This window comes from Trichococcus paludicola (assembly GCF_003052295.1).
In the GTDB taxonomy this organism is placed as follows: Bacteria; Bacillota; Bacilli; order Lactobacillales; family Aerococcaceae; genus Trichococcus; species Trichococcus paludicola.
Genome location: NZ_QBLC01000001.1, coordinates 437,908 through 458,312 on the forward strand (window position 1 = coordinate 437,908; position 20,405 = coordinate 458,312).

The 20,405-nt window shown below is 45.8% G+C and carries 24 protein-coding genes; 19 read left to right on the forward strand and 5 right to left on the reverse strand.

Annotation, left to right across the window (positions count from 1 at the left end):
• Positions 1–8: 8 nt before the first annotated feature.
• Entirely contained in the window at positions 9–1,124 is a 1,116-nt protein-coding gene (locus tag C7R56_RS02030; RefSeq protein WP_199902960.1) for a PLP-dependent transferase, read from the reverse strand.
• Positions 1,125–1,366: 242 nt separating this feature from the next.
• Here C7R56_RS02030 and C7R56_RS02035 point away from each other — a divergent pair, with 242 nt between their 5' ends.
• From C7R56_RS02035 to C7R56_RS02075, 9 genes are all read left to right on the forward strand, one after another.
• Positions 1,367–1,720, forward strand: coding sequence for a hypothetical protein (locus tag C7R56_RS02035; protein WP_107994930.1), 354 nt, complete (start codon positions 1,367–1,369; stop codon positions 1,718–1,720).
• Positions 1,721–1,917: 197 nt separating this feature from the next.
• Entirely contained in the window at positions 1,918–2,361 is a 444-nt protein-coding gene (gene rplM, locus C7R56_RS02040) for a 50S ribosomal protein L13 (protein ID WP_086627527.1), read from the forward strand.
• A gap of 13 nt (positions 2,362–2,374) precedes the next feature.
• Positions 2,375–2,767 (forward strand): 30S ribosomal protein S9, encoded by a 393-nt coding sequence (rpsI, locus tag C7R56_RS02045; protein WP_086626929.1) that lies wholly within the window; start codon positions 2,375–2,377, stop codon positions 2,765–2,767.
• A 573-nt stretch (positions 2,768–3,340) separates the two neighbouring features.
• Positions 3,341–3,697 (forward strand): Lin0368 family putative glycerol transporter subunit, encoded by a 357-nt coding sequence (locus C7R56_RS02050; protein WP_107994931.1) that lies wholly within the window; start codon positions 3,341–3,343, stop codon positions 3,695–3,697.
• A complete protein-coding gene (locus tag C7R56_RS02055) occupies positions 3,690–4,028 on the forward strand; it encodes a Lin0368 family putative glycerol transporter subunit (protein ID WP_234402544.1) in 339 nt (112 codons plus the stop codon). The genes C7R56_RS02050 and C7R56_RS02055 overlap by 8 nt, the downstream gene beginning before the upstream one ends.
• 358 nt (positions 4,029–4,386) lie before the next feature.
• A complete protein-coding gene (locus C7R56_RS02060; RefSeq protein ID WP_107994932.1) occupies positions 4,387–4,800 on the forward strand; it encodes a MarR family winged helix-turn-helix transcriptional regulator in 414 nt (137 codons plus the stop codon).
• Between the two features lie 19 nt (positions 4,801–4,819).
• Complete coding sequence (locus C7R56_RS02065) at positions 4,820–5,458, forward strand: nitroreductase family protein (RefSeq protein ID WP_107994933.1); 639 nt, start codon at positions 4,820–4,822, stop codon at positions 5,456–5,458.
• An 8-nt stretch (positions 5,459–5,466) separates the two neighbouring features.
• A complete protein-coding gene (locus C7R56_RS02070; protein ID WP_107994934.1) occupies positions 5,467–5,754 on the forward strand; it encodes a putative quinol monooxygenase in 288 nt (95 codons plus the stop codon).
• Positions 5,755–6,054: 300 nt separating this feature from the next.
• Positions 6,055–6,948, forward strand: a complete 894-nt coding sequence (locus C7R56_RS02075; RefSeq protein ID WP_107994935.1) for an SDR family oxidoreductase — start codon at positions 6,055–6,057, stop codon at positions 6,946–6,948.
• A 99-nt stretch (positions 6,949–7,047) separates the two neighbouring features.
• Here C7R56_RS02075 and C7R56_RS09000 read toward each other — a convergent pair whose 3' ends face one another.
• Positions 7,048–7,239, reverse strand: a complete 192-nt coding sequence (locus C7R56_RS09000) for a hypothetical protein (RefSeq protein WP_159072125.1) — start codon at positions 7,237–7,239, stop codon at positions 7,048–7,050.
• Between the two features lie 312 nt (positions 7,240–7,551).
• Between C7R56_RS09000 and C7R56_RS02080 the strand changes: the two genes are divergently transcribed.
• The 3 genes from C7R56_RS02080 (at position 7,552) to C7R56_RS02090 (ending at position 10,832) form a co-directional block, all read left to right on the forward strand.
• Positions 7,552–9,003 (forward strand): MFS transporter, encoded by a 1,452-nt coding sequence (locus tag C7R56_RS02080; protein ID WP_199902961.1) that lies wholly within the window; start codon positions 7,552–7,554, stop codon positions 9,001–9,003.
• A 403-nt stretch (positions 9,004–9,406) separates the two neighbouring features.
• On the forward strand, positions 9,407–10,075 hold the full coding sequence (locus tag C7R56_RS02085; protein ID WP_107994936.1) for a PI-PLC domain-containing protein: 669 nt from the start codon (positions 9,407–9,409) through the stop codon (positions 10,073–10,075).
• A 346-nt stretch (positions 10,076–10,421) separates the two neighbouring features.
• A complete protein-coding gene (locus C7R56_RS02090; RefSeq protein WP_107994937.1) occupies positions 10,422–10,832 on the forward strand; it encodes a zinc finger domain-containing protein in 411 nt (136 codons plus the stop codon).
• A gap of 211 nt (positions 10,833–11,043) precedes the next feature.
• Here C7R56_RS02090 and C7R56_RS02095 read toward each other — a convergent pair whose 3' ends face one another.
• Positions 11,044–12,261: an HAD family hydrolase gene (locus C7R56_RS02095; RefSeq protein ID WP_107994938.1), complete on the reverse strand. Its 1,218-nt coding sequence runs from the start codon at positions 12,259–12,261 to the stop codon at positions 11,044–11,046.
• Between the two features lie 470 nt (positions 12,262–12,731).
• On the opposite strand from C7R56_RS02095, the gene C7R56_RS02100 reads away from it, so the two are divergent.
• The 4 genes from C7R56_RS02100 to C7R56_RS02115 are packed head-to-tail and all read left to right on the forward strand — an operon-like array spanning position 12,732 to position 15,706.
• Complete coding sequence (locus C7R56_RS02100) at positions 12,732–13,454, forward strand: amino acid ABC transporter ATP-binding protein (protein ID WP_107995081.1); 723 nt, start codon at positions 12,732–12,734, stop codon at positions 13,452–13,454.
• Positions 13,455–13,494: 40 nt separating this feature from the next.
• Entirely contained in the window at positions 13,495–14,328 is an 834-nt protein-coding gene (locus C7R56_RS02105; RefSeq protein ID WP_107994939.1) for a transporter substrate-binding domain-containing protein, read from the forward strand.
• Positions 14,328–15,050 (forward strand): amino acid ABC transporter permease, encoded by a 723-nt coding sequence (locus C7R56_RS02110; protein ID WP_107994940.1) that lies wholly within the window; start codon positions 14,328–14,330, stop codon positions 15,048–15,050. The genes C7R56_RS02105 and C7R56_RS02110 overlap by 1 nt, the downstream gene beginning before the upstream one ends.
• Entirely contained in the window at positions 15,047–15,706 is a 660-nt protein-coding gene (locus C7R56_RS02115) for an amino acid ABC transporter permease (RefSeq protein ID WP_107994941.1), read from the forward strand. Before C7R56_RS02110 ends, C7R56_RS02115 begins: the two co-directional genes overlap by 4 nt.
• Positions 15,707–15,774: 68 nt before the next feature.
• Here the strand turns inward: C7R56_RS02115 and C7R56_RS02120 are convergent, their stop codons facing one another.
• Positions 15,775–16,662: a fructose bisphosphate aldolase gene (locus C7R56_RS02120; protein WP_107994942.1), complete on the reverse strand. Its 888-nt coding sequence runs from the start codon at positions 16,660–16,662 to the stop codon at positions 15,775–15,777.
• Between the two features lie 271 nt (positions 16,663–16,933).
• On the opposite strand from C7R56_RS02120, the gene C7R56_RS02125 reads away from it, so the two are divergent.
• Positions 16,934–17,146 (forward strand): hypothetical protein, encoded by a 213-nt coding sequence (locus C7R56_RS02125; RefSeq protein WP_086626957.1) that lies wholly within the window; start codon positions 16,934–16,936, stop codon positions 17,144–17,146.
• Between the two features lie 332 nt (positions 17,147–17,478).
• Here the strand turns inward: C7R56_RS02125 and C7R56_RS02130 are convergent, their stop codons facing one another.
• Entirely contained in the window at positions 17,479–18,498 is a 1,020-nt protein-coding gene (locus C7R56_RS02130) for an NAD(P)/FAD-dependent oxidoreductase (protein WP_107994943.1), read from the reverse strand.
• 167 nt (positions 18,499–18,665) lie between these two features.
• Here C7R56_RS02130 and C7R56_RS02135 point away from each other — a divergent pair, with 167 nt between their 5' ends.
• Together C7R56_RS02135 and C7R56_RS02140 are read left to right on the forward strand one after the other, a co-directional pair.
• On the forward strand, positions 18,666–19,460 hold the full coding sequence (locus tag C7R56_RS02135; protein WP_107994944.1) for an ABC transporter ATP-binding protein: 795 nt from the start codon (positions 18,666–18,668) through the stop codon (positions 19,458–19,460).
• A gap of 2 nt (positions 19,461–19,462) precedes the next feature.
• Positions 19,463–20,392 carry an ABC transporter substrate-binding protein gene (locus tag C7R56_RS02140; protein ID WP_107994945.1) on the forward strand — a complete coding sequence of 310 codons (930 nt, stop codon included), beginning with the start codon at positions 19,463–19,465 and terminating at the stop codon, positions 20,390–20,392.
• The last annotated feature ends 13 nt before the right edge of the window (positions 20,393–20,405 follow it).

Below are 20,405 nucleotides of genomic sequence, written 5' to 3' on the forward strand. Positions count from 1 at the left end.
CTACCTTATCAGACTTTGGCAACAACCGCAGCCTTCGCGAAGGCCTGACGCAGATCGACGATCAGATCATCCGCATCCTCGATTCCTGTCGAGATGCGCAGCAGATCGTCCGTCAAACCGTATGATTCGCGGATTTCAACCGGAATATCGGCATGTGTCTGGGTAGTGGGGTAAGTGATCAGACTCTCCACGCCGCCCAAGCTTTCAGCGAAAGTGAAGATATTCAGGGCATCCAACATGGCAGGGATACAGGCTTTATCATGCAGCGTGAAGCTCAGCATGCCGCCTTTACCCGGGTAATAGACCGATTTGATAAGATTTTCCGTTTCCAGATAAGCAACGACTGCCTGTGCATTCGTCTGGTGCTGTTTCATGCGCAGCGGCAACGTCTTCAGTCCGCGGACCAAGAGCCAACAGTCGAAGGCGTCCAAAGTGCCGCCTGCCGTATTCAGTTGGAAAGCCAGCTGTTCGCCGAGCGCCTTGTCGTTCGTCACGACCGCACCCGCCAACAGATCGTTATGGCCACCAAGGTATTTGGTGGCGCTGTGGACGACGATATCGGCGCCCAGATCCAAAGGACGCTGCAACAGAGGTGTGTAGAAGGTATTGTCCACAATCACCAGTAAACCGTGTTTTTTTGCGATCTCAGCCACCGCCGAGATATCTGTTTCCTTCATGAGCGGATTCGTCGGCGTTTCGATGTAGACAGCGGCGGTATTATCCTGGATGGCCGATGCGATATCGATCGGATCATCGACATAAGTGAAGGAATAGAAGCCTTTTTTCTCCATATCCTGGAAATAACGGAAGCTGCCGCCGTAAAGGTCCCTGGATGCGACGAAATGGCTGTTGACCGGGAAAATGCTGAAGGCGAGCTGGATGGCACTCATACCTGAGCTGGTAGCGAAGCCTTGGACGCCATTTTCAAGAACAGCCAAACCTTCCTGAAGGATATCCCTAGTCGGATTGGCGGTGCGAGTGTAGTCATAGCCGGTCGATTGGCCCAAGCCAGGATGTCCATAAGCTGTGGACAAATAAATCGGGGCACTGACGGCGCCTGTTTTCGGATCTTTTCTGTTTCCCAATTGCGCAAGATAACTTTGAATGCTGATATTGTCCATCATCGATTCTCCTTTATGCGAAATGACATACATAAGTGCATTATCATCTTTTTATCATTTAAAATTAATGTTAGTGCAATGGTAGCACGAGTGCTTAAAGTGGTCAATATTTTTATGTATTTAAAGTCAGTGAAGTTGCGAGAAATAACCGATCACGCTTGAACGGTTATTTCTCTGGAATGATGTTAAAATTCCGAAACTCGCGTATAATGGAAATATAAGAATGAATGAAGGAGAGTGGAATAATGGTAACGTTCATCAAAGAACTCAAACGCATCCCACGCGGCGATGTGCCGGATTTTGTGGCTGCTGCAATGCCTCAGTTTTATGAAGCGATCGGTCTGCCGAATGATGTGGTCCTTTCCGTGCAAGCCAGCATGGCGCATTACTCGACCCCGAAAAAGAACGTGGCAGTTGAAGAATATGAAGCTTTTGAACTAACAATCACGAAAAAAGGGGAGTTCGTCTCGGTGGAAGACATCGTGAAGGACAACAGCATCATCGAAGCATTCAAGCCGCACAAGACATCCGGCAAAGGTGCCTATCCATTTGTACCAGCCGAGGTCATCGAGCAATTATATTTATATTTGAAAAAATAAATAAAAGGTTCCACAAACGCTGTTTCTGCGGGCGGGTGGGGCCTTTTTTGCGCTGCAAAGGATAAAATATTTCTTGTGAACCGATTGACAACTCTCTAGGAATGTCGTATCATATAAGACGGTATTGTTTGCCCCACGATGAGCCCCGGAAACTCAATTGGATCAAACAGACAGAGAAGAATATGGAGGAAACAAACGTGCGTACAACATACATGGCTAAAGCAAACGAAATCGACCGCAAATGGTTCGTAATCGACGCGACTGACATCCCATTGGGACGTTTATCAACACAAGTTGCAACTATTTTACGCGGTAAAAACAAACCAACTTTCACACCACACGTAGACACTGGTGATTATGTGATTGTTATCAATGCAGACAAAGTTACATTAACAGGTAAAAAAGCATCTGACAAAATTTATTCCCGTCATTCAGGTTATCCAGGTGGGCTAAAACAAATTTCAGCTGGTGAATTACGTGCTAAGAATTCAAGAAAATTAGTTGAATTGTCTGTTAAAGGCATGCTACCTAAGAACTCTTTAGGTGCTAAACAATTCACTAAGTTACACGTATACGGTGAAGCAGTTCACCCACACGAAGCTCAATTACCAGAAGTTTTAGATATCACTAACCTAATTTAAGGAGGGAATTTCATTGGCACAAGCACAATATATCGCAACTGGTCGTCGTAAGAATTCGACTGCACGCGTACGTTTATTACCTGGCACAGGTAAAATCATCTTCAACAAAAAAGACATGGAAGAATACATCCCATTCGCTTACTTATATGAAGTAATCAAACAACCTTTAAACCTTACAGGTACTTTAGGTAGCTACGATATCTTCGTTAACGTAAACGGCGGCGGATTCACTGGACAAGCTGGAGCAGCTCGTCACGGTATCTCTCGTGCATTATTAGAAGTAGATCCTGACTTCCGCGGACCATTGAAAGCAGCTGGTCTGTTAACACGTGACCCACGTATGGTTGAACGTAAGAAACCAGGTTTGAAAAAAGCGCGTAAAGCATCACAATTCTCAAAACGTTAATATTTATTGTATCAACGTTTTCAAAAAAGTTTTTTGCTTCAATTTGGTTCAAAAGACCGATTTGACAAATCAATTAACAGCCCTAAAGCATCGGCATTTTGCTGATGCTTTTTTTATGGCATCAATTCAATAGAATGAAAGTATGGAGTGTTCCATCAAAAAAGGCGGTGTAAACAGTGAATCCAAAAGAAAAAATGTTAGAAATAATCAAGAATAAACAAGGCGGCGGAAGGTCCAAACAAATCGACACGCCGAAAAATGATATTAAGAACATGCGCAAAGGCCCGAAGATTTATAATAAGTAAGCCGATTTGCTATACTGTGAAGATCCCATTCGAAAGAGCGGGGTCTTTTTTTTATTGAAATGAAGGGCTGTCCTAAATTCAAGGGGGAAAATGGACAGTTCTCAGCGTCAATCGTTAACTCAATAGCGGAATATCTCCGTTCTTAGAACACTGTTTACAATAATTATTAACTTTCGTGAGCAAATTGTAAACGGTGTTATTAAATTAACAATTTGACGGATTAACAAGAGGACTCATGTTATATTTGTTGCATTAGGGGGTGTTATCTTTGAACTATATCAGAACATTGTTGGCCTATTGTTTAGCTGGTTTTTTGGTCCCTTACTTGTGGAGTTATGTTTCCATTTTGGGAATTTATGCTGGTTTTGCAGCGGCAATATTAATAATTGGACCCGTTTGGTATATTGTTCACTACAATGGTCTGATCCATCAAGACAGTGAGGCAGCGACAGTCGATATGGGAGCTAGCATCGCGATTGCAGTTTTTACCAGTGATGTTTTATCTAAAGGGGTTATTAATAGCTTTTCATCATTACCAACAATTATTCTTTTATCAATTGGTGCAGTGTTTGCAGCATTAGTTTCACACTACTTTGAAAGAAGGAAGGGGAATCCCGATGTATAGAGAAATGTTAACAATTCTAGGAGGATTTATCTTGCCTTTCGCTATCATACAAGTATGGGGAAGGTTGGTAAACCGCTGGAAAGTAGCTGGAGGTTTTTTGTCAGCTTTTCTAATTGTTGGTCCAATATGGTTAATGAACCATGGAATGACTTTTTCTCTGATACACCAAACTGGAGGAGCTTTTGTTGATATGGGATTAGCAACTGGCGTAGGTATATTTGTGTATGGATTGTTAGGAGGAAAAAGTTTTCAAAAATCACTATACTTATTATCGGCTGCACTCCGTGGTGGGCTAATTGCAGGTATTTTACTCTATTTAGTCAGTAAGTAACGATCCTTATATGAGTTTTATGACTTCCAAAAAATATTTTATGGGCGGTGCACTTGCTGCGCATCAATTTGAAAATAGTTGATTGTAAACCAAAGAATAAGAAAAATAAGGTCTCAAGAAAGCTTGCAAAGCTTCCCGATTCTCAAACCGCAAATAGCGCGCATATTACAAATTGGGTGATCCTATTCGGAAGAGTGGGATCTTTTTTTATAGGTTCAAAAAAAAGCAGCATGTCCGATTGCTTTCCAGGCAAATAGCTTTACAAAAGTTAGTTGCTGGTTTATGATTGACTAATCAACAGTTGACTAGTCAATTGTTCGGTCGTTCAGGAAAATCCGCATAATCGAGGTGAAATTTTATGAACTTGAGAGATGTAAGCAGGTTGCTTTATCAGATCAAACTCACAAATCAGGAAATCAACACGCTGTTCGAAAAAGAAACAGGCTTCAGTTTGACGCGGTATGAGATGCTGATGTTCCTGAAAGAAAAAGGGACATGTTCCCAAAATCAGATCCAGACTGAAATGAAGATAGACAGTGCCGCAATCACGCGCCATCTGAAAATATTGGAACAAAAGGGCTACGTCATCCGTAATAGGAACGCAGACAACAACAGAGAGATCTTTGTCCAATTATCCGAGCAGGCGATCCAAGATTTGGCAGCTTGCGGAAAAGAACATGATGAGGGGAAATCTTCCTTGTCGCTGTCATTAAGCGATGAGGAAGCAGAGCAATTATCCAAGTTGCTCAACAAACTATACTTGAAAAGATAAAAAGAAAGAGGCTGCAAACATGACAAACAAACTTATCAACAACGATTTTTCGGATATCGCATTCGGAAGAAAATCGATCCGTCTTTATGATGAAAATTTTAAAATCAGTCAAGAAGAAATGCTGGAAATGATCCAGAAAGCCACGACGACGCCTTCATCCGTAAACATGCAACCTTGGCGTTTTGTGGTAGTCGAGAGCGAGGAAGCAAAAGCCAATCTGAAACCGCTGATCCGTTTCAACACAAGACAAAATGACACTTCATCAGCGATGGTCCTGATATTTGGGGATATGCAATGCTACGAGCATGGGGAAGAAATCTACGATGCAGCTGTCGAACAAGGCAAAATGTCCGCCGAAGTCCGGGACCAACAATTAGCCGCCATCATTCCTTACTACAAGAACTTTTCAAAAGAACAGATGAATGATGTTGTCAAAATCGATTCCAGTTTGGCAGCGATGCAATTCATGCTGGTTGCCCGTGCCCATGGCTATGACACGAACCCTATCGGAGGATTTGAGGCGGATCAATTAGCAGAGGCAGTCGATTTGGACAAAGAAAGATACGTGCCGGTAATGATCCTGTCCATCGGCAAGGCAATGGAAGAAGGCTACGAATCCGTACGGTTTGCGCCAGAAAAAATAACTAATTTTAAGTAGGTGGAGAAATGATAGTAATCAATGCAGAATTTTATATTAAACCCGAGCAAAAACAAAAATTCTTAAATGAAATTGCAGAACTAATTAAGGAATCTAGGAAAGAAGAAGGCTGCGTGTCTTATCAACTTTACCAAGCTGTTACAGATGAAAATAGTTTTGTAATGGTTGAAAAATGGGAAAACCGACAAGCGATTGAGTTACATAATAAAATGTCTCACTTACAAAATTTCGCTGAGAAAGTTCCTAATTATAGCCGTAACGCGCCTCAAATTACGGTTAGTCTTGTAAAAGACTAATTGAAATCTTCTCAATACCCAAATTCCAAAAGATGCTTGATAAAATTGCGTTCCTTTAAAATATATATACTCAGCTTTGGCCCAAAAGACCTCATTTTCTGAAAGAGTGAGGTCTTTTGATATATAGATATCCATCTCTTAAAGAACTCATACAACGCGGATGAAGAGAAGGTTGCGAGGCTACATTTTTCTATTCTATTCAAGTCTAAACGAATCTGTTCAGATTTTCTAAGGCTTATCATTTCAAAATTGTAAGTAAGTGTATTAGACTATTCTTACAAAGACAAAGGAGTGAATTAGATGGCTGAACCTATTTTGAAGGATCCAAGAGAGTTGTATCACACTGGAAAATTTGCAGATCAGGATCAAGACACACCTGCTTTGCAAGATAAGATGCTTCCGAAACCCGATTGCGGGGAGGAAAGCTACGTAGGCAACCACTTGCTGGAGAATCGCCGTGTATTGATCACTGGTGGGGATTCCGGAATCGGACGGGCTGCAGCGATAGCTTATGCCAGAGAAGGCGCCGATGTAGCGATCCAATTTTTCCCTGGCGAAGAACGCGATGCAAAAGAAGTCGCTGATTATATAGAGAAGGCCGGCAGGAAGGCTGTCTTGCTTCCATACGACCTTCGCGATGAAAGTAAATACCAAGAAATAATCGATAAAACAGTCGAAGCATTAGGCGGTTTGGACACACTTGTATTGAATGCCGCACAGCAGATTGCGCGGGAGTCCATTTCGGAGTTGCCGTTGGAACAAGTCAAAGATACCTTCACGGTCAACATCATTTCGATGTTTGGTTTGGTGAAAGCTGCTGAGCCGCATCTGCCGGCGGGAGGCGCGATCATCACGACAACATCGATTCAGGCATACGATCCAAGTGCCCATTTGATGGATTATGCCGCAACCAAATCCGCAATCGTCAGTTTCACGATCAGTTTGGCGAAACAGTTCGCCAAAAAAGGCATCCGCGTGAACGGGGTGGCGCCGGGGCCAATCTGGACGCCGTTGCAATTGGATCATGGGCAACCGAGAGGTGCTTTGCCGGAATTCGGACAGAAAACCTTGTTGGGAAGAGCAGGGCAGCCAATCGAACTTGCGCATGTCTACGTTTTCTTGGCATCCAACAACGCCAGCTATGTTACCGCCCAAATCTATGGCGTTACCGGCGGCGACGTTATTGACCTTTAAGAAAAATTGCAGAAAGAAAAGGGAATGGGAGCATCAGATGATTGCTTTCGTTCCTCTTTTTTGGAACTTACAGAATAAAAATAAAAATTCCCAAGAGAGTTAAATGTTCCTGCACTTGCCGCTAGGAATCATTGAACCGGCGTTGCTCGGGGTCATGATGCGTACAGGTATGAAAGCAATCGGTGTGATGTTGGCGAGTTCCGCTTTTTGAGGAAACCCAACCTTCATCTCGGCGTTTGTTTTGACGAACGTGCTGGTGATGAGGAATGAAACAATTGTGATGAAGGTCAAAATACAGCATTAATTTTCAGACCGACTATCCATGTTAACATGCGGATAGCCGGTCTTTTTGGCATCGTTTTCATCATTGACAGAACAAGAACATGACATATATCATGAAAAACGTTCACAAATTGTTAATAATAAATCCGTTGTATGCGCTAAAAATGCGTGGTATATTCTGTGTGTAAATGTTACGTCGTTTCATTTGAAAACGTTTATTATTTTTTAAACGCAACCAAGTATCGCATGGTGATATTGTTTCTATCCGTCTTATCAACTGGGTCGGCGTCGATTTATCAATATAAGAAAAGGGGTCATGAAATGCAACACGCAAGCGCAAATAAAGTACAAAATGTAACCGATGACAAGAAGAATGTAAGGGAATTCGGTCTGATTGATAAATTAGCCTATATGGCGGGGGACATCGCAAATGACTTGTTCTTCATCTTTTCAAGTTCTTTCTTGATGTTGTTCTATACCAAAGTATTGGGGATCAGCGGAGCAGTTGTAGGTACGTTATTCTTGTCAGCTAGGATTGTCGATGCTTTTACGGATATGGGGATGGGACGTCTGGTTGATACGCTGAAACCTTCAAAAGACGGCCGCTTCCGAGTTTGGATTAAACGCGTAGCGCCATTCGCTGTTATCGCCGGCTTCCTGATGTTCTTGTCAGTCGTTCAAAACTGGTCCATGACTGCAAAAATCGTCTATATCTTCGTGACATACCTGTTCTGGGGTAGCATCTGCTACACAGCAATCAACATCCCTTATGGATCGATGGCATCCGTAATCAGCGAGAAACCTGAAGATCGCGCTTCCCTATCTGTATTCCGCAGCATGGGAGCCAGCCTTGCCAGCATCTTCATCTCATTCTTTGTTCCATTGTTCGTCTACACGACTGATGCAAACGGTGCACAGATTGTTATTCCTGAACGCTTCACGCTCCTGGCCGGTGTTTTTGCTGTTCTTGCTTTCGCCCTGTATCAATTCTGCTATCACTTCACGATCGAACGTGTACAGATTCCGCAAAAACCGGAAACTGAAAAACAATCTTTCGGTAAAGAAATGGCCGTTCTAGTTAAAGGCTTATCAACAAACCGCGCACTGGGCGGTATCATTGCTGCTGCAATCTTCCTATTGTTGTCCATGTTATTGGTGAACACAATGAACGCCTATCTGTATGCTGATTATTTCAAGAGCTCCAAAACATTGGCTGTAGCCGGTATCCTAGGAACTGTCGGAACATTGATGCTTGCACCTTTCGCACAAAAAATCGCTTCCCGTTTTGGTAAAAAAGAATCAGCGACAGTAGCGTTGTTCTTCTCGGCAATTGTATACGCTGTCCTTTACTTTATGCATACGGATAATGTTATGGTATTCCTTCCGATGGCATTCCTTGCAAGTCTGGGAATGAACTACTTCAACGTAGTTATCTGGGCTTTCATCACGGACATCATTGACTACCAAGAAGTGAAAACTGGAACTGCGGACAGCGGTACAGTATACGCCGTCTACTCCTTCTCAAGAAAACTTGGACAAGCCTTGGCGGGCGGTTTGGGCGGATTCGCTCTGGCTGCTATCGGTTACGCATCAGCGGCAGCAACACAAGAAGCAGCCGTCCTTGACAGCATCTACGATGTGGCTACGCTTGTACCAGCTATCGGGTACACAGGCGTTGCGTTATGTCTATGGTTCATCTATCCGTTGACTAAAGAAAAAGTTGCAGAAAACGTGGCGATCTTGTCAGAACGCCGTAAACAAGCAGCAAAATAAAAAAATAAATTAGCTCGTAAAAAGGGGCACTATCCTATTGATTAGGCTGGTGCCTCTTTTTGTGTGCTGTTTTTTCTGAATGTCTGAACGTCATCTCCGGCCGAGAGAACCTTCGCCGGAGATGCAATCCGATTTCATCACCAACTTCGGCGGACATCCACTGACCGGAGCTGAGGTCCTGAACATATCCGCTTCTCCGGTCAGGCAACCTTCGCCGGAGAAGGCGATCCACTATAGCAACATCCAAGTCCGTTTGATGGCACTAAACTACAATCGTACAAAAAAATATTTTGTTTACAAAGACGCTACAAACTTTGTGTATATTTCATTTTATTTTGACGGGATTTTTACATTGTCTTGCTATAGTAGATTAATAAGTAAATAAAGGGAGGAGTCCTGAAAATTGTCCTATCTAACAGCGCAATCCGGCAGTGATGGATTGGCGGACAACAGCATGGAGTTTGTTATGTTCTTCTGCGACAAACAGGAAGTTTCCGCCATCAAAGTCGATGTTCGGATGAACAAGGAACACCAACTTGTTCTGCATCACGATACATTGGAAGATGGAAAGTGTTATGTAGCCTTGGGAGATGTTTTTGCATATATCGCCGGGGGGAAAAGTCCAATCCGCATCAATTGCGACCTGAAGGAAACCGGTCTCGAAGAGGCGGTGTACGGATTGGCCGACAAATATGATCTTTGGCCGCAAGTGGAACTGAGCGGAACGGTGGCCTGTAGATATCTATCAAAGTGGCGCGATCAGATTTTGATGAACATCGAGAATGGCATGGATGATTCGTTTCATGGCGAGCATATCGGACGATGGGGAGAAAATGTGTTACTCGAAGCGTTGGCCAAATTGTCCCGCAGCCAAGCGAAAGTCATCAACATCAATCATCAGTTGTTCACCGATGCCGTTCGGGAAAAAGGTAAGCAGTTGGCGTTGGAGTTTTCCTTGTGGGCTGTGAACGACTTGAACGCAATCGGAAATTACGAAAAGGAAAATATCTACAACATCACGACCAGAAAAGCCTGGACCTACATCCAACAGAAAAAGGTGCAGACAGAATGATTGTACTGCGAAGGTATTTTTTGCCTGATCTCCGGCCAGGCGGGGCTGGCCGGAGCAGGGGAACAGAATATGGACTCAGCTCCGGTTGGCTGGTGCTCACCGGAGGACAAGTCCGGATTGAACCCTATTCTCCGGTGAGGCTTGATTCACCGGAGCTCACGGTCAGCTTGCGGTCTGCAACGTCGGCGGCCTGTCCGCCGCACATTATATGGCCTCATCATTTTCAATTATTCTTAAGCTTTCTCCGTTCCGCACTGTGATATAATAAAGGAACAGTGCATGGAATTCCTGTCGCCGATGCTTCAGCATCAGGAACATTCCAGCGAAGCGATAAGGGGATAGTTAATTGGAAAAGTTGAAAAGAAAAATGATACAATTTATGCGCGGGAGATACGGCGCGGATCAGCTATACAACGCGTTGATCATTTCGGGCATGGTGCTTTATTTCTTGGGGGCAATCACAGACTTTGGTGTGTTAGTTTTCGCCGCGCAAATATTGATTTTCTGGGCCCTGTTCCGGGTCTACTCGAAAAAAATCAATAAACGCGCCGAGGAAAACCGCAAATTCCTCAAGTGGTGGCAGCCGAACCAGAAAAAGCTGAAGTTGCTTTTCAGAAGGTTCAAGGAGATCAGAGTGGCCCGTTTCCGCAAGTGTCCTAACTGCAGGACGACTTTGCGTTTGCCCGTCAAACGCGGCAAAAAGACAGTGAAATGTCCGACCTGTCATCAAAAATTCGAATCACGCATCATTTTATAAACAAAAAAGAAGCCTCCGCTCAAATTAAACTGAGCGGAGGCTTTTTTTGTTTAGCATATATAAAGTGTTTCATGCATTCCAAAACATTGGCTAGCTTCACGGGTTAGCCCTTTGGAAATTAGATAAATCCTACCCCATTGCGCTCTACGATGATCAGGCGGCACGATTTCCTAAATTTCTTTCAGGGCTGAACGAACCCGTTCCGCTTTTCCTAGGCTTCGTGGATGAGTACTTCTTCTTGTGTTCCCAAAAGGATCGTCTTTTCGGAAGGGCGCAGGCTGCCTTTGTTTTCGTCGCGTCCCTGCAGAACGATGCGCGGGCTCGCGTCCTCGATTGTGCAGAAAGCTTCGCGCGCCAATTTTTGGGTGTCATCGTTCATGTAGCGGTTGAAGAGGACGCAGAGTTTGGCGTCCTGCAGTTCCACCATCATATCGTAGTCGCCGGTGCTGTCCCCGAAGAGCATCAGCGGCTGTTTTTCGTTGTGCTTCGGCATCAGCTGCTCAGTGATGACTGCAGTTTTACCGGGACCTTTGGTGATGTTCTTGCCGGGTTGCATGCACGGTTGGATCAGGCCGTTTTCATCCTTATTGTAATACATGCCGATGACGTGCTCATTGTCCAACCCGTAACCGAAGTCCGGATGCGTTGCGGCGACCTGGACGACATCCGCCGGTGAAGCCGAAATGACATAGACGACGATGCCGTTCGCCTTCAGGACGTGGTAGAGTTCCTTCAATTCGCTAGGGAACGCCAAGCCTGTATCGTAATGGGAAACGATGACGCCGGCTTTGCTAGGCAATTCACCGGGGCTTGTCAAAGTCACGCGTTCAAATTTGCCGTACTGCAACCAATAAGAAATTGATTGGTAAGCCAGTTGGCGCAAATCTTCGCTGGTGCGTTGCGCGAAAAGATAAGTCATCCAAGGATACCCGGCTTTTCTTTTGAAGTCGCCGTTGATGACCGTGTAGAACAGACGGATTTTTGCGGCGAACTCTTCATAATAAGAAGTTTTTTTTGCTTCTTCCAATGAAAGTGTACCGCCTTGCATAAAACCTTCATATTGTTTGTACAACCAAGCATAGGCTGTGCGGATATCGTCAGCGATATTGCCGATTGTAGCAAGCGGATTGGTCTTATCAAGGAGCGTCGTCTCTGATGCGCCGACATTCTCGAGGCCATCCGTCAGAATCGCATGGAACTGATCGGGCGTCAAACGGTAATCCAGATGCAGCAACATGTAAAGCATCAAGGTATCTTCGATATCCATGATGGCGGAAGTATTGTCGAAGTCAAATACAACGTAAGGAGGATCAGCTGGATCGAAGGAGCTGCTTTGGTTCCCGTGGGCTGCGATGACAGCATTCAGCGCTTGGTGCGTATGTGGTGCCCAGTTTTTGGAAGAAAGGATTTTATTATGTTTTTCTGGCAAAGTAAGTACCCCTTTATCATGGAATTTTCATATGAAGTCATTCTATCAAAAAACGATTGAAAGATATACTGAAATGTGCCCGTTTCGGCTAATCCGAGTAATAACCCTGAAATGAAATGAGAAATGTAAATAAATTGTCCGTCAGACAATTTATTGCAAATGGCACTGTTTTTCTCGATAAGCTTCATTTAAGCGGATTTGTCTTAACGAAAAGTAATTTTCGTGGAAGGGTTTCTCATATAACGGGCGTAAAATAGGCTGTTTTTTACGATTGAGTAGGAAACCTGGAAATACGTGTTAGAAAGTCTGACATTTCCGCGGAACAATTTAATTGATTTTTAATCATGCTTTCATTATAATTTTGCTTTATGGTATAATAATAAGAAGCGGTCCTTTCTTGATAAGGATCCAATCCATGCTCTTGAAAAAATAGTAGTATGATGACGAGCACAAAAGGGGTTGAGGCAAAATTGATTAAGTTAGAGCACGTAAATAAGTATTTCGGGGCCAACCATGTGTTGAAGGATATCAACCTGGAAGTTGCCGAAGGAGAAAAAGTGGTCATTATCGGGCCTTCCGGTTCCGGTAAGAGTACAACGGTCCGTTGTATGAATTTCCTAGAAGAACCTACAGACGGAAAAGTTTTTATAGACGGAACAGAAGTCACAACTAAAAACAAGTTGGACATTGTGCGCCATTCATCTGCAATGGTTTTTCAACAATTTAATCTGTATCCGCATATGACAGTGTTAGGGAACCTGATAATCGGCCCTATGAAGCTGCAAGGCAAATCCAAAAAAGAAGCGGAGGAAATGGCTTACGAATATTTAGATATCGTTGGCTTGCGCGAAAAGGCGAATGTTTATCCTTCAACGCTTTCAGGCGGTCAACAGCAAAGGGTGGCAATCGCAAGAGCGCTTTGCTCACAGCGGAAAATCATTCTTTTTGATGAACCTACTTCGGCGTTGGACCCTGAGACGGTTCAGGAAGTATTGGATGTCATGATCAAGCTTTCCAGCATGAACATCACGATGGTTGTCGTGACGCATGAAATGGGCTTTGCGAGACAAGTTGCCGATCGGGTCATCTTTATGGCTGATGGCATGATTGTAGAAGAAGGCACTCCGGAGCACTTCTTCGATAATCCGACACATGAGCGAACTAAGGCATTCCTGGGTAAAATTTTAAGATAACCGAACTTTTCGGAATACAACATTATAGGAGGAATTTGGTATGAAAAAGAAAAATCTATGGGTTTCATTATGTTTATCAGCTGTATTGTTCTTGGGTGCATGCGGCAGTGACGCTACGGATACAGCAGATTCTGCAGCTGGATCTGAAACAGATGCTTCCGGTCAAGTGACTGTAGAGTCAATCAAAGAAGCTGGCGTTTTGAAAGTCGGCGTTAAAGAAGATGTACCGAATTTTGGATTAAGAAACACTGAAACAAACGAGATTGAAGGTTTTGAAATCGACATCGCTAAGAAACTCGCTGAAGAAATTTTAGGCGACGCGGAAGCAATCGAATTGGTGCCCGTAACGGCCAAAACGCGTGGTCCATTATTGGATAACGGAGAAGTGGATATGATCATCGCAACTTTCACTGTAACAGAAGAACGTAAAGAAACATACAACTTCTCTGATGCTTACTACGTGGATGCAGTCGGCCTTTTGGTTAAGAAAGACAAAGGCTACACAGGATTGGCTGACATGGACGGCGCTACAGTCGGGGTTGCCCAAAGCTCGACAACAGCCGATGCAATTGCTGCTGAAGCTGAACAATACGGCATCACTTTGAGCTATTCAGAATTCGCGACTTACCCAGAAATCAAAGCTGCTTTGGATTCCGGCCGTGTGGACGCATTCAGCGTGGACAGATCCATCTTGGCTGGCTACTTGGATGATTCTACTGAAATTCTTAAAGATCGTTTCGCTACACAAGATTACGGTGTTGCGACCAAAAAATCAAACACAGAGTTGGCAACGTCTGTTAATGACTTAATCACTGCATGGGGAGAAGACGGCACTCTTGATGCATTGACTACAGAGTGGGGATTGGGCGAATAATGAGAAGTACTAATCCATTCGCTCTCTGGCGTTGGGAAAGCCTTCTTGAAAACAGCAGCGACTTTGGAGCCGGATTTATCCGGACGCTCCTAGTCGCTGTGTTGGCGTTGTTGCTGGCTTTGGTCATCGGGATTGTCGTGGGAACCATGTCCACGGCAAAAGGCCGATTGCCTCGTGCTGTTGCCAGAATATACGTAGAAATGTTTCAGAATATCCCGTTGCTCATCCAAATCTTCTTCATGTATAACGGGCTTGCCATGGCAGGCTTAGTGTTGAGTGAATTTACAATCGGGGTAGTCGGTGTAGGAATATATCACGGTGCCTACATCGCTGAAGTCGTTCGTGCAGGTATCCTTGCTGTTCCGAAAGGCCAAGAAGAGGCAGCTTACTCAGAGGGCTTCAACTACATCCAAACAATGCGTTACGTCATCTTGCCGCAGATGGTCAAAATCATTTTGCCGCCATTGACCAATCAAGCCGTCAACTTAATCAAGAATACTTCCGTATTGGCGATCATTGCCGGAGCGGACCTGATGTATGTAGCCGATTCTTATGCTTCCTCAAGTCTGAACTACGGTCCTGCTTATGCAGTAGCCGGTTTGCTTTACTTCCTGCTTTGCTTCCCGCTTGCAACATTTGCGCGGAAATACGAGCAAAAACTCAAAGACAATGATTCGGTTGTCGTCAACATTGGCGTAGATATTCCGGAGGTGATGGAATGATAGAATCGATCAGAACAGTCTTCACACCATCGAATGTGTCGTTCATGATGGAAGGATTGAAACTGGCATTGCTGATTTCGGTCGGTGTCGTCATCCTTTCGATCATCTTCGGTACGGTATTGGGCTTGTTGCGTAATTATGATAAAAAAGTCTTCGGAAAGTTGGCCGGTGCCTACATCGAGCTCTTCCGAAATACACCGTTATTATTGTGGATGCTTTCGTGTTCATTCTTGATACCGGGCAGCACAATCACCTTGAAAGGTTCTTTCGCCCTGTTCCTGTACACCTCGGCCGTTGTTGCCGAAATCGTGCGCGGAGGCTTGAATTCCATTCCAAAAGGGCAGTTTGAAGCTGGTCATTCGCAAGGATTCTCATTCATGCAGTCTTTGTGGTACATCATTTTGCCGCAAGCCTTCAAGAAAATTATCCCTTCGCTATTGTCGCAAGTGATTACTACGATCAAGGATACTTCTTTCTTGGCCGGTCTGGGAATCATGGAATTCACAAGAAGTGGACAAGTCATCCTCGGAAAAGTGACGAAAACATCAGAAGTGTTTATGGTCTATGCCTTCCTGGCTTTGGTATACTTCATCATCTGTTTCACGCTTTCGGCAGTCGTCAGAAGCTGGCACAAGCGCAATGCGCAGAATGCTTAATAATAATATGAAAAGCCCCCGACTTACAGCGTTACAACGCTGCAGGTCGGGGGCTTTTTGCGCGTGCATCAAACGATGGAGGCGTCATAGATGGATTGGATCGATTCGGCCAATGTGGTCTGGAATTCATTATCGGTCAGGCCAGCACTCAGACCTTCGGACAATGCCCGCGAGAAGCTTGCGATCAATCCGGGATTGTGGGTCAATTTTTCGTTGGCTTCTTCCCGCGAATAACCGCCCGATAATGCCACGACCCGCACGACTTGCGGATGAGCAATAAGTTCCCTGTAGAAATCATCAATAGTCGGAATCGAAAGTTTCAGCATCACAAACTGATCCGGACGCAACGCATCCAGCGCCAACAACAATTCTTCCTTGAGGATCGCTTCCGATTCAGCTTTGTCCGCGCTGTGGATGTCGACTTCCGGTTCGATGATTGGGATCAATCCAGCCGCAATGATCTGCTTGCCGACTTCGAACTGCTGGGCGACGACTTTTTTGATGCCTTCACGGTTGGCGGATTTGATGACGGAACGCATTTTGGTGCCGAAGATGTGGCGCTCGTTTGCGCGCGCAAGGAGGGCGTCCAGATCCGGATTCGGTTTCATCAACTGTACGCCTTCCGCTTCTGCTTCGAGCCCTTTATCGACTTTCAGGAAAGGCAAGACGCCTTTTTTCTCCCACAGATAGTCTGCGGTATAGAGGCCTTCGACTTTGCGGTCCATCGTCTGCTCGAACAGGATGGCCCCCAAAATGTGTTCCGAGCTGAAAGCAGGCGAGGTGATGATGCGTGAGCGCATCTCATGGACGAGTGTGAACATCTCTTCTTCTCCATGGTAGCTGCCTTCCGAAATGCCGTACAACGCCAGTGCCTTGGGCGTACTGCCGCCGCTTTGGTCCAACGCCGCAATGAAACCTTTGCGATTTTTCATGATATCGAATTGCTCTTTGTTCATGATTCAAACCCCTTCGATTTTCAGATTTTTGAAATCCGGATTCGGTCTTGCTTTTTCGTGGAATTAGGATCTCTAAAGTCAGTATAGCACTAATGTAATACATTTCTGAGCGAAATGCCCTGTCCATTATGGTGGCACCTAGCTTCAAAGCTGAGATGGGGAATTTTTTTGTTGAAACCTTTTTGAATTAGGAGTAGAGTTGCGGTATGGGAATTTTTCAAGCAATCATTCATACGGATAGCAATAAAATCGAACGAGAGAAGGCGTGCAGATGATTTTTTGGCTGAAATCGGACAAAACAAATGCGGAATATACGGAACTAAATGTCTACAAACGGGGCATCCTGATGGGCGGAATTTCTCATCACAAGGACGACGATTTCTGGCAATGGTGGGTGGAAGGCGTCGGCAAGAAGAAAACCCGCAAAATGTACAAAGAAGCAACTGAGGACGAAGCCAGACGGGCTGTCGAGTACGAAATCTGATATCGAAATAGTTGCGCAGGGCAGGGATCATTCTTGGGATGAGACTTGGCCTGCGTTTTTATTTTGGGGTGTCGACTGTTGTTGGATGAATAAATGCGTAACAGCCGACAAATTGTTCAGGAGTTGACTGTTGCCGGAAAAACGAATGCGGAACAGTCAACACAAGCTTCAGCCGTCAACAGTTGTGGGAAGAATGAATGTCAAACAGTCAACAGGTACTCACTTCGTCGGCTGATCTTTAAGGAACGAATGACGAACAGTCGACAAGAGGCGCCAAAAAAACAGAAGCAGTCGGGCATCGCGTCGGCTGCTTCTCCTTTTCAACATAAGGTCTATAGACTGTACTGTTTGTTTTTCTCAACGAAGGCCTCGTTGTGCGAGGACACCATCGCGTGCTTATCAGCGGTGGGGTTCAGGTATTGTTTGACGCTGTTCACTGCGTTCACGGCGTCCTGGAAGGTGCCGACCAGCAGGTTGACTTTACCGGTGTAGACGATCGCATCACCTGCCGCGAAGATGCCGGGGTGACCGATTGTGCTGTCAGGGCTGCCTTCGATGAAATGATTGCCGTTGAATCGGAGCCCCAACGCATCGCCAAAAGCGATCGCCTGTTTGCTGGCGAAGCCGTGGTTGACGATGACCGCATCGGCAGCGACAGTCCGGTCCTCACCGCTGACCGAGAGGGAAACGGCTTCGATCTCGCCTTGCCGGTTGGAACGGAACGAGCGGATCTGCGTTTCCAGAAGCAGCGTGCCGCCGTTGTTGCGGAACGTCTCGACGCTGTGTTCATGGGCGCGCAGTTCATTGCTGCGGCAAGCCAGCGTCACGCCGGTTGCGATGGCCAGCAACTCGTTTGCCTGCTCGATCGCTGTGTTTCCGCCTCCCGAAAGGAAAACGTACTTGTTGCGGAACGCGTGCAGGCTGCTCGGGATGTAATGCAGATTGGTCCTTTCGAACTGCTCCGCTCCGTCGACCGACAGCTTGTTCGGCGTGATGATGCCGCTGCCGTATGCAAGGATCACCGCTTTCGTGTAATGATGTTCGCCGTTGCTGGCCCTGATATCGAAAATGCCGGCGACTTTGGTGATCTGGCTGACTTCCGTATTCAGACAGACGGTCGGGTGGAACGTCAGCCCTTGCGTGATGCAATTGGAAAGCAACTGTTTGCCGGTGATTGGCGTCAGACCGCCTACATCCCACAAGATTTTGTCCGGGTACAGGTTGACTTTGCCGCCGAGGACGGACTGGGATTCGATCAGTTTCGTCCTGAGATTGCGCAAACCGCTGTAGAAAGCACTGTACAGACCCGAAGGCCCGCCACCGATTATCGTAACGTCAAATACTTCGTTCAAAAGACCACCTCATTTTCTGTTGACTAATTGTATGTTATGAATGATAATAGAATAAATTATAAATGAGAATGATTCTCATTATCAATTAAATAATTTTTACTCGGAAATGTCAAGAAGGATCCGGAAATGGATCGCTTCTGCAAGGATAAAGAAAGGGGAATGAAGGCATGTGCAGCCTGAAAGTTGAGGAGGTGCAAATTAAATACGACAAGCAGATTATTGTGAAAAATATCTCAGTCACCATCGCGCCGCAGAAAATCACGACTATCATCGGGCCGAACGGTTGCGGCAAGTCGACCTTGTTGAAGGCGATGTCGCGCATCCTGACCTGCTCGAGCGGTGACATTCTGCTGGACGGTGTTTCGATCTTTACGATGGATACGAAACGCTTGGCGAAACGGATCGCCATCCTGCTGCAGCGTCAGGAAAATCTCTCCGGCATCACGGCCGAGGAGATTGTCTCGTATGGACGGTTCCCGCACCGGAAAGGCTTGAGGGGACTCGGCAGCGAGGACAAGGAAATCATCGACTGGGCCATCAAGAAGACGCAAATCGACGAGCTGCGCTACCGCTACATCGATGAACTATCGGGCGGGCAGCGGCAACGGGTCTGGCTGGCGATGGCATTGGCGCAAAAGACCGACATCATCTTTTTGGATGAACCGACGACCTATCTGGACATCAGCTACCAGTTGGAGATTTTGGAACTGCTGAAGAAACTGAATGAAGAGGAAGGCTATACTATCGTGATGGTGCTGCATGACATCAATCAGGCATCGCTCTATTCCGACCACATCGTTGCGCTTGCGGATGGGGAAGTCGTTTGCCAGGGCTCGGCGGAGAAAGTGGTCACCGCAGCACACATCGCGTCCATCTTCAACATCCGCCCGACCATCCAGCCGGACGAAAAGACAAATAAACCCGTCATCATCGGGTATGAATTGATAAAAAAAGGAGAATAAACATGAAAAAAATGAATATACGATCACTGACAATGCTAATGGGTGCGGGATTGATCCTGGGAGCCTGCTCCGCAACGGATACAGCCGATAAGACAAGCGAAAGCGCAGCGGCCGAAACGGTGACGTACACAACGGGCGACGGCGAAGAAATTGCGGTTCCCGCAAGCCCGGAACGGGTAGTGGTGCTGTCATCCTATGCTGGGGACCTCATCAACTTTGACGTCAACATCGTCGGCGTGGACGCTTGGTCAGCCGGCAATCCAAACTTCACTGAAGCGCTTAGCGGCGTTGCAGTCGTTTCGAATGCCGACGTGGAAAAAATCCTCGAATTGGATCCGGATCTGATCATCGGCTTGGACAACATCGAAAATGCCGACCAATTGTCGGAAATCGCTCCTACGGTATTGTTCACATACGGCGAACTGACTTACCTTGAGCAAATCGTGGAAATCGGTAAAGTAGTCAACAAGGAAGAGGAAGCTGTCGCTTGGGTGGAGGAATTCCAGACAGAGGCGCAGGCTGTCGGTGAGGAAATCAAGGCAGCAATCGGAGAGGAAGCGACGGTCACGGTTGCCGAGAACTTCGAGAAACAGATGTACATTTTCGGCGACAACTGGGCACGCGGCACGGAAATCCTTTACCAGGAAATGGGTCTGAATATGCCTGGAACGGTCAAAGAAAACGCACTGGATGCAGGCTATTACGCCATTTCGGAAGAGGTGCTCGGTGATTACATCGGCGATTACTTGATCCTGAGTTTGGCCGCAACCGATCCGGAAGCGAGCTTTTTGGATGCCGAGTGGTTCCAGAACATTCCGGCTGTGCAGAACAACCAAGTGTTTGTGGCGGATGCCGAGACATTTTATTTCAATGATTCGCTATCGTTGGATTACCAACTGGACTTCTTTGAGGAATCCTTTTTAGCGGAATAAGAGGGGACGATTG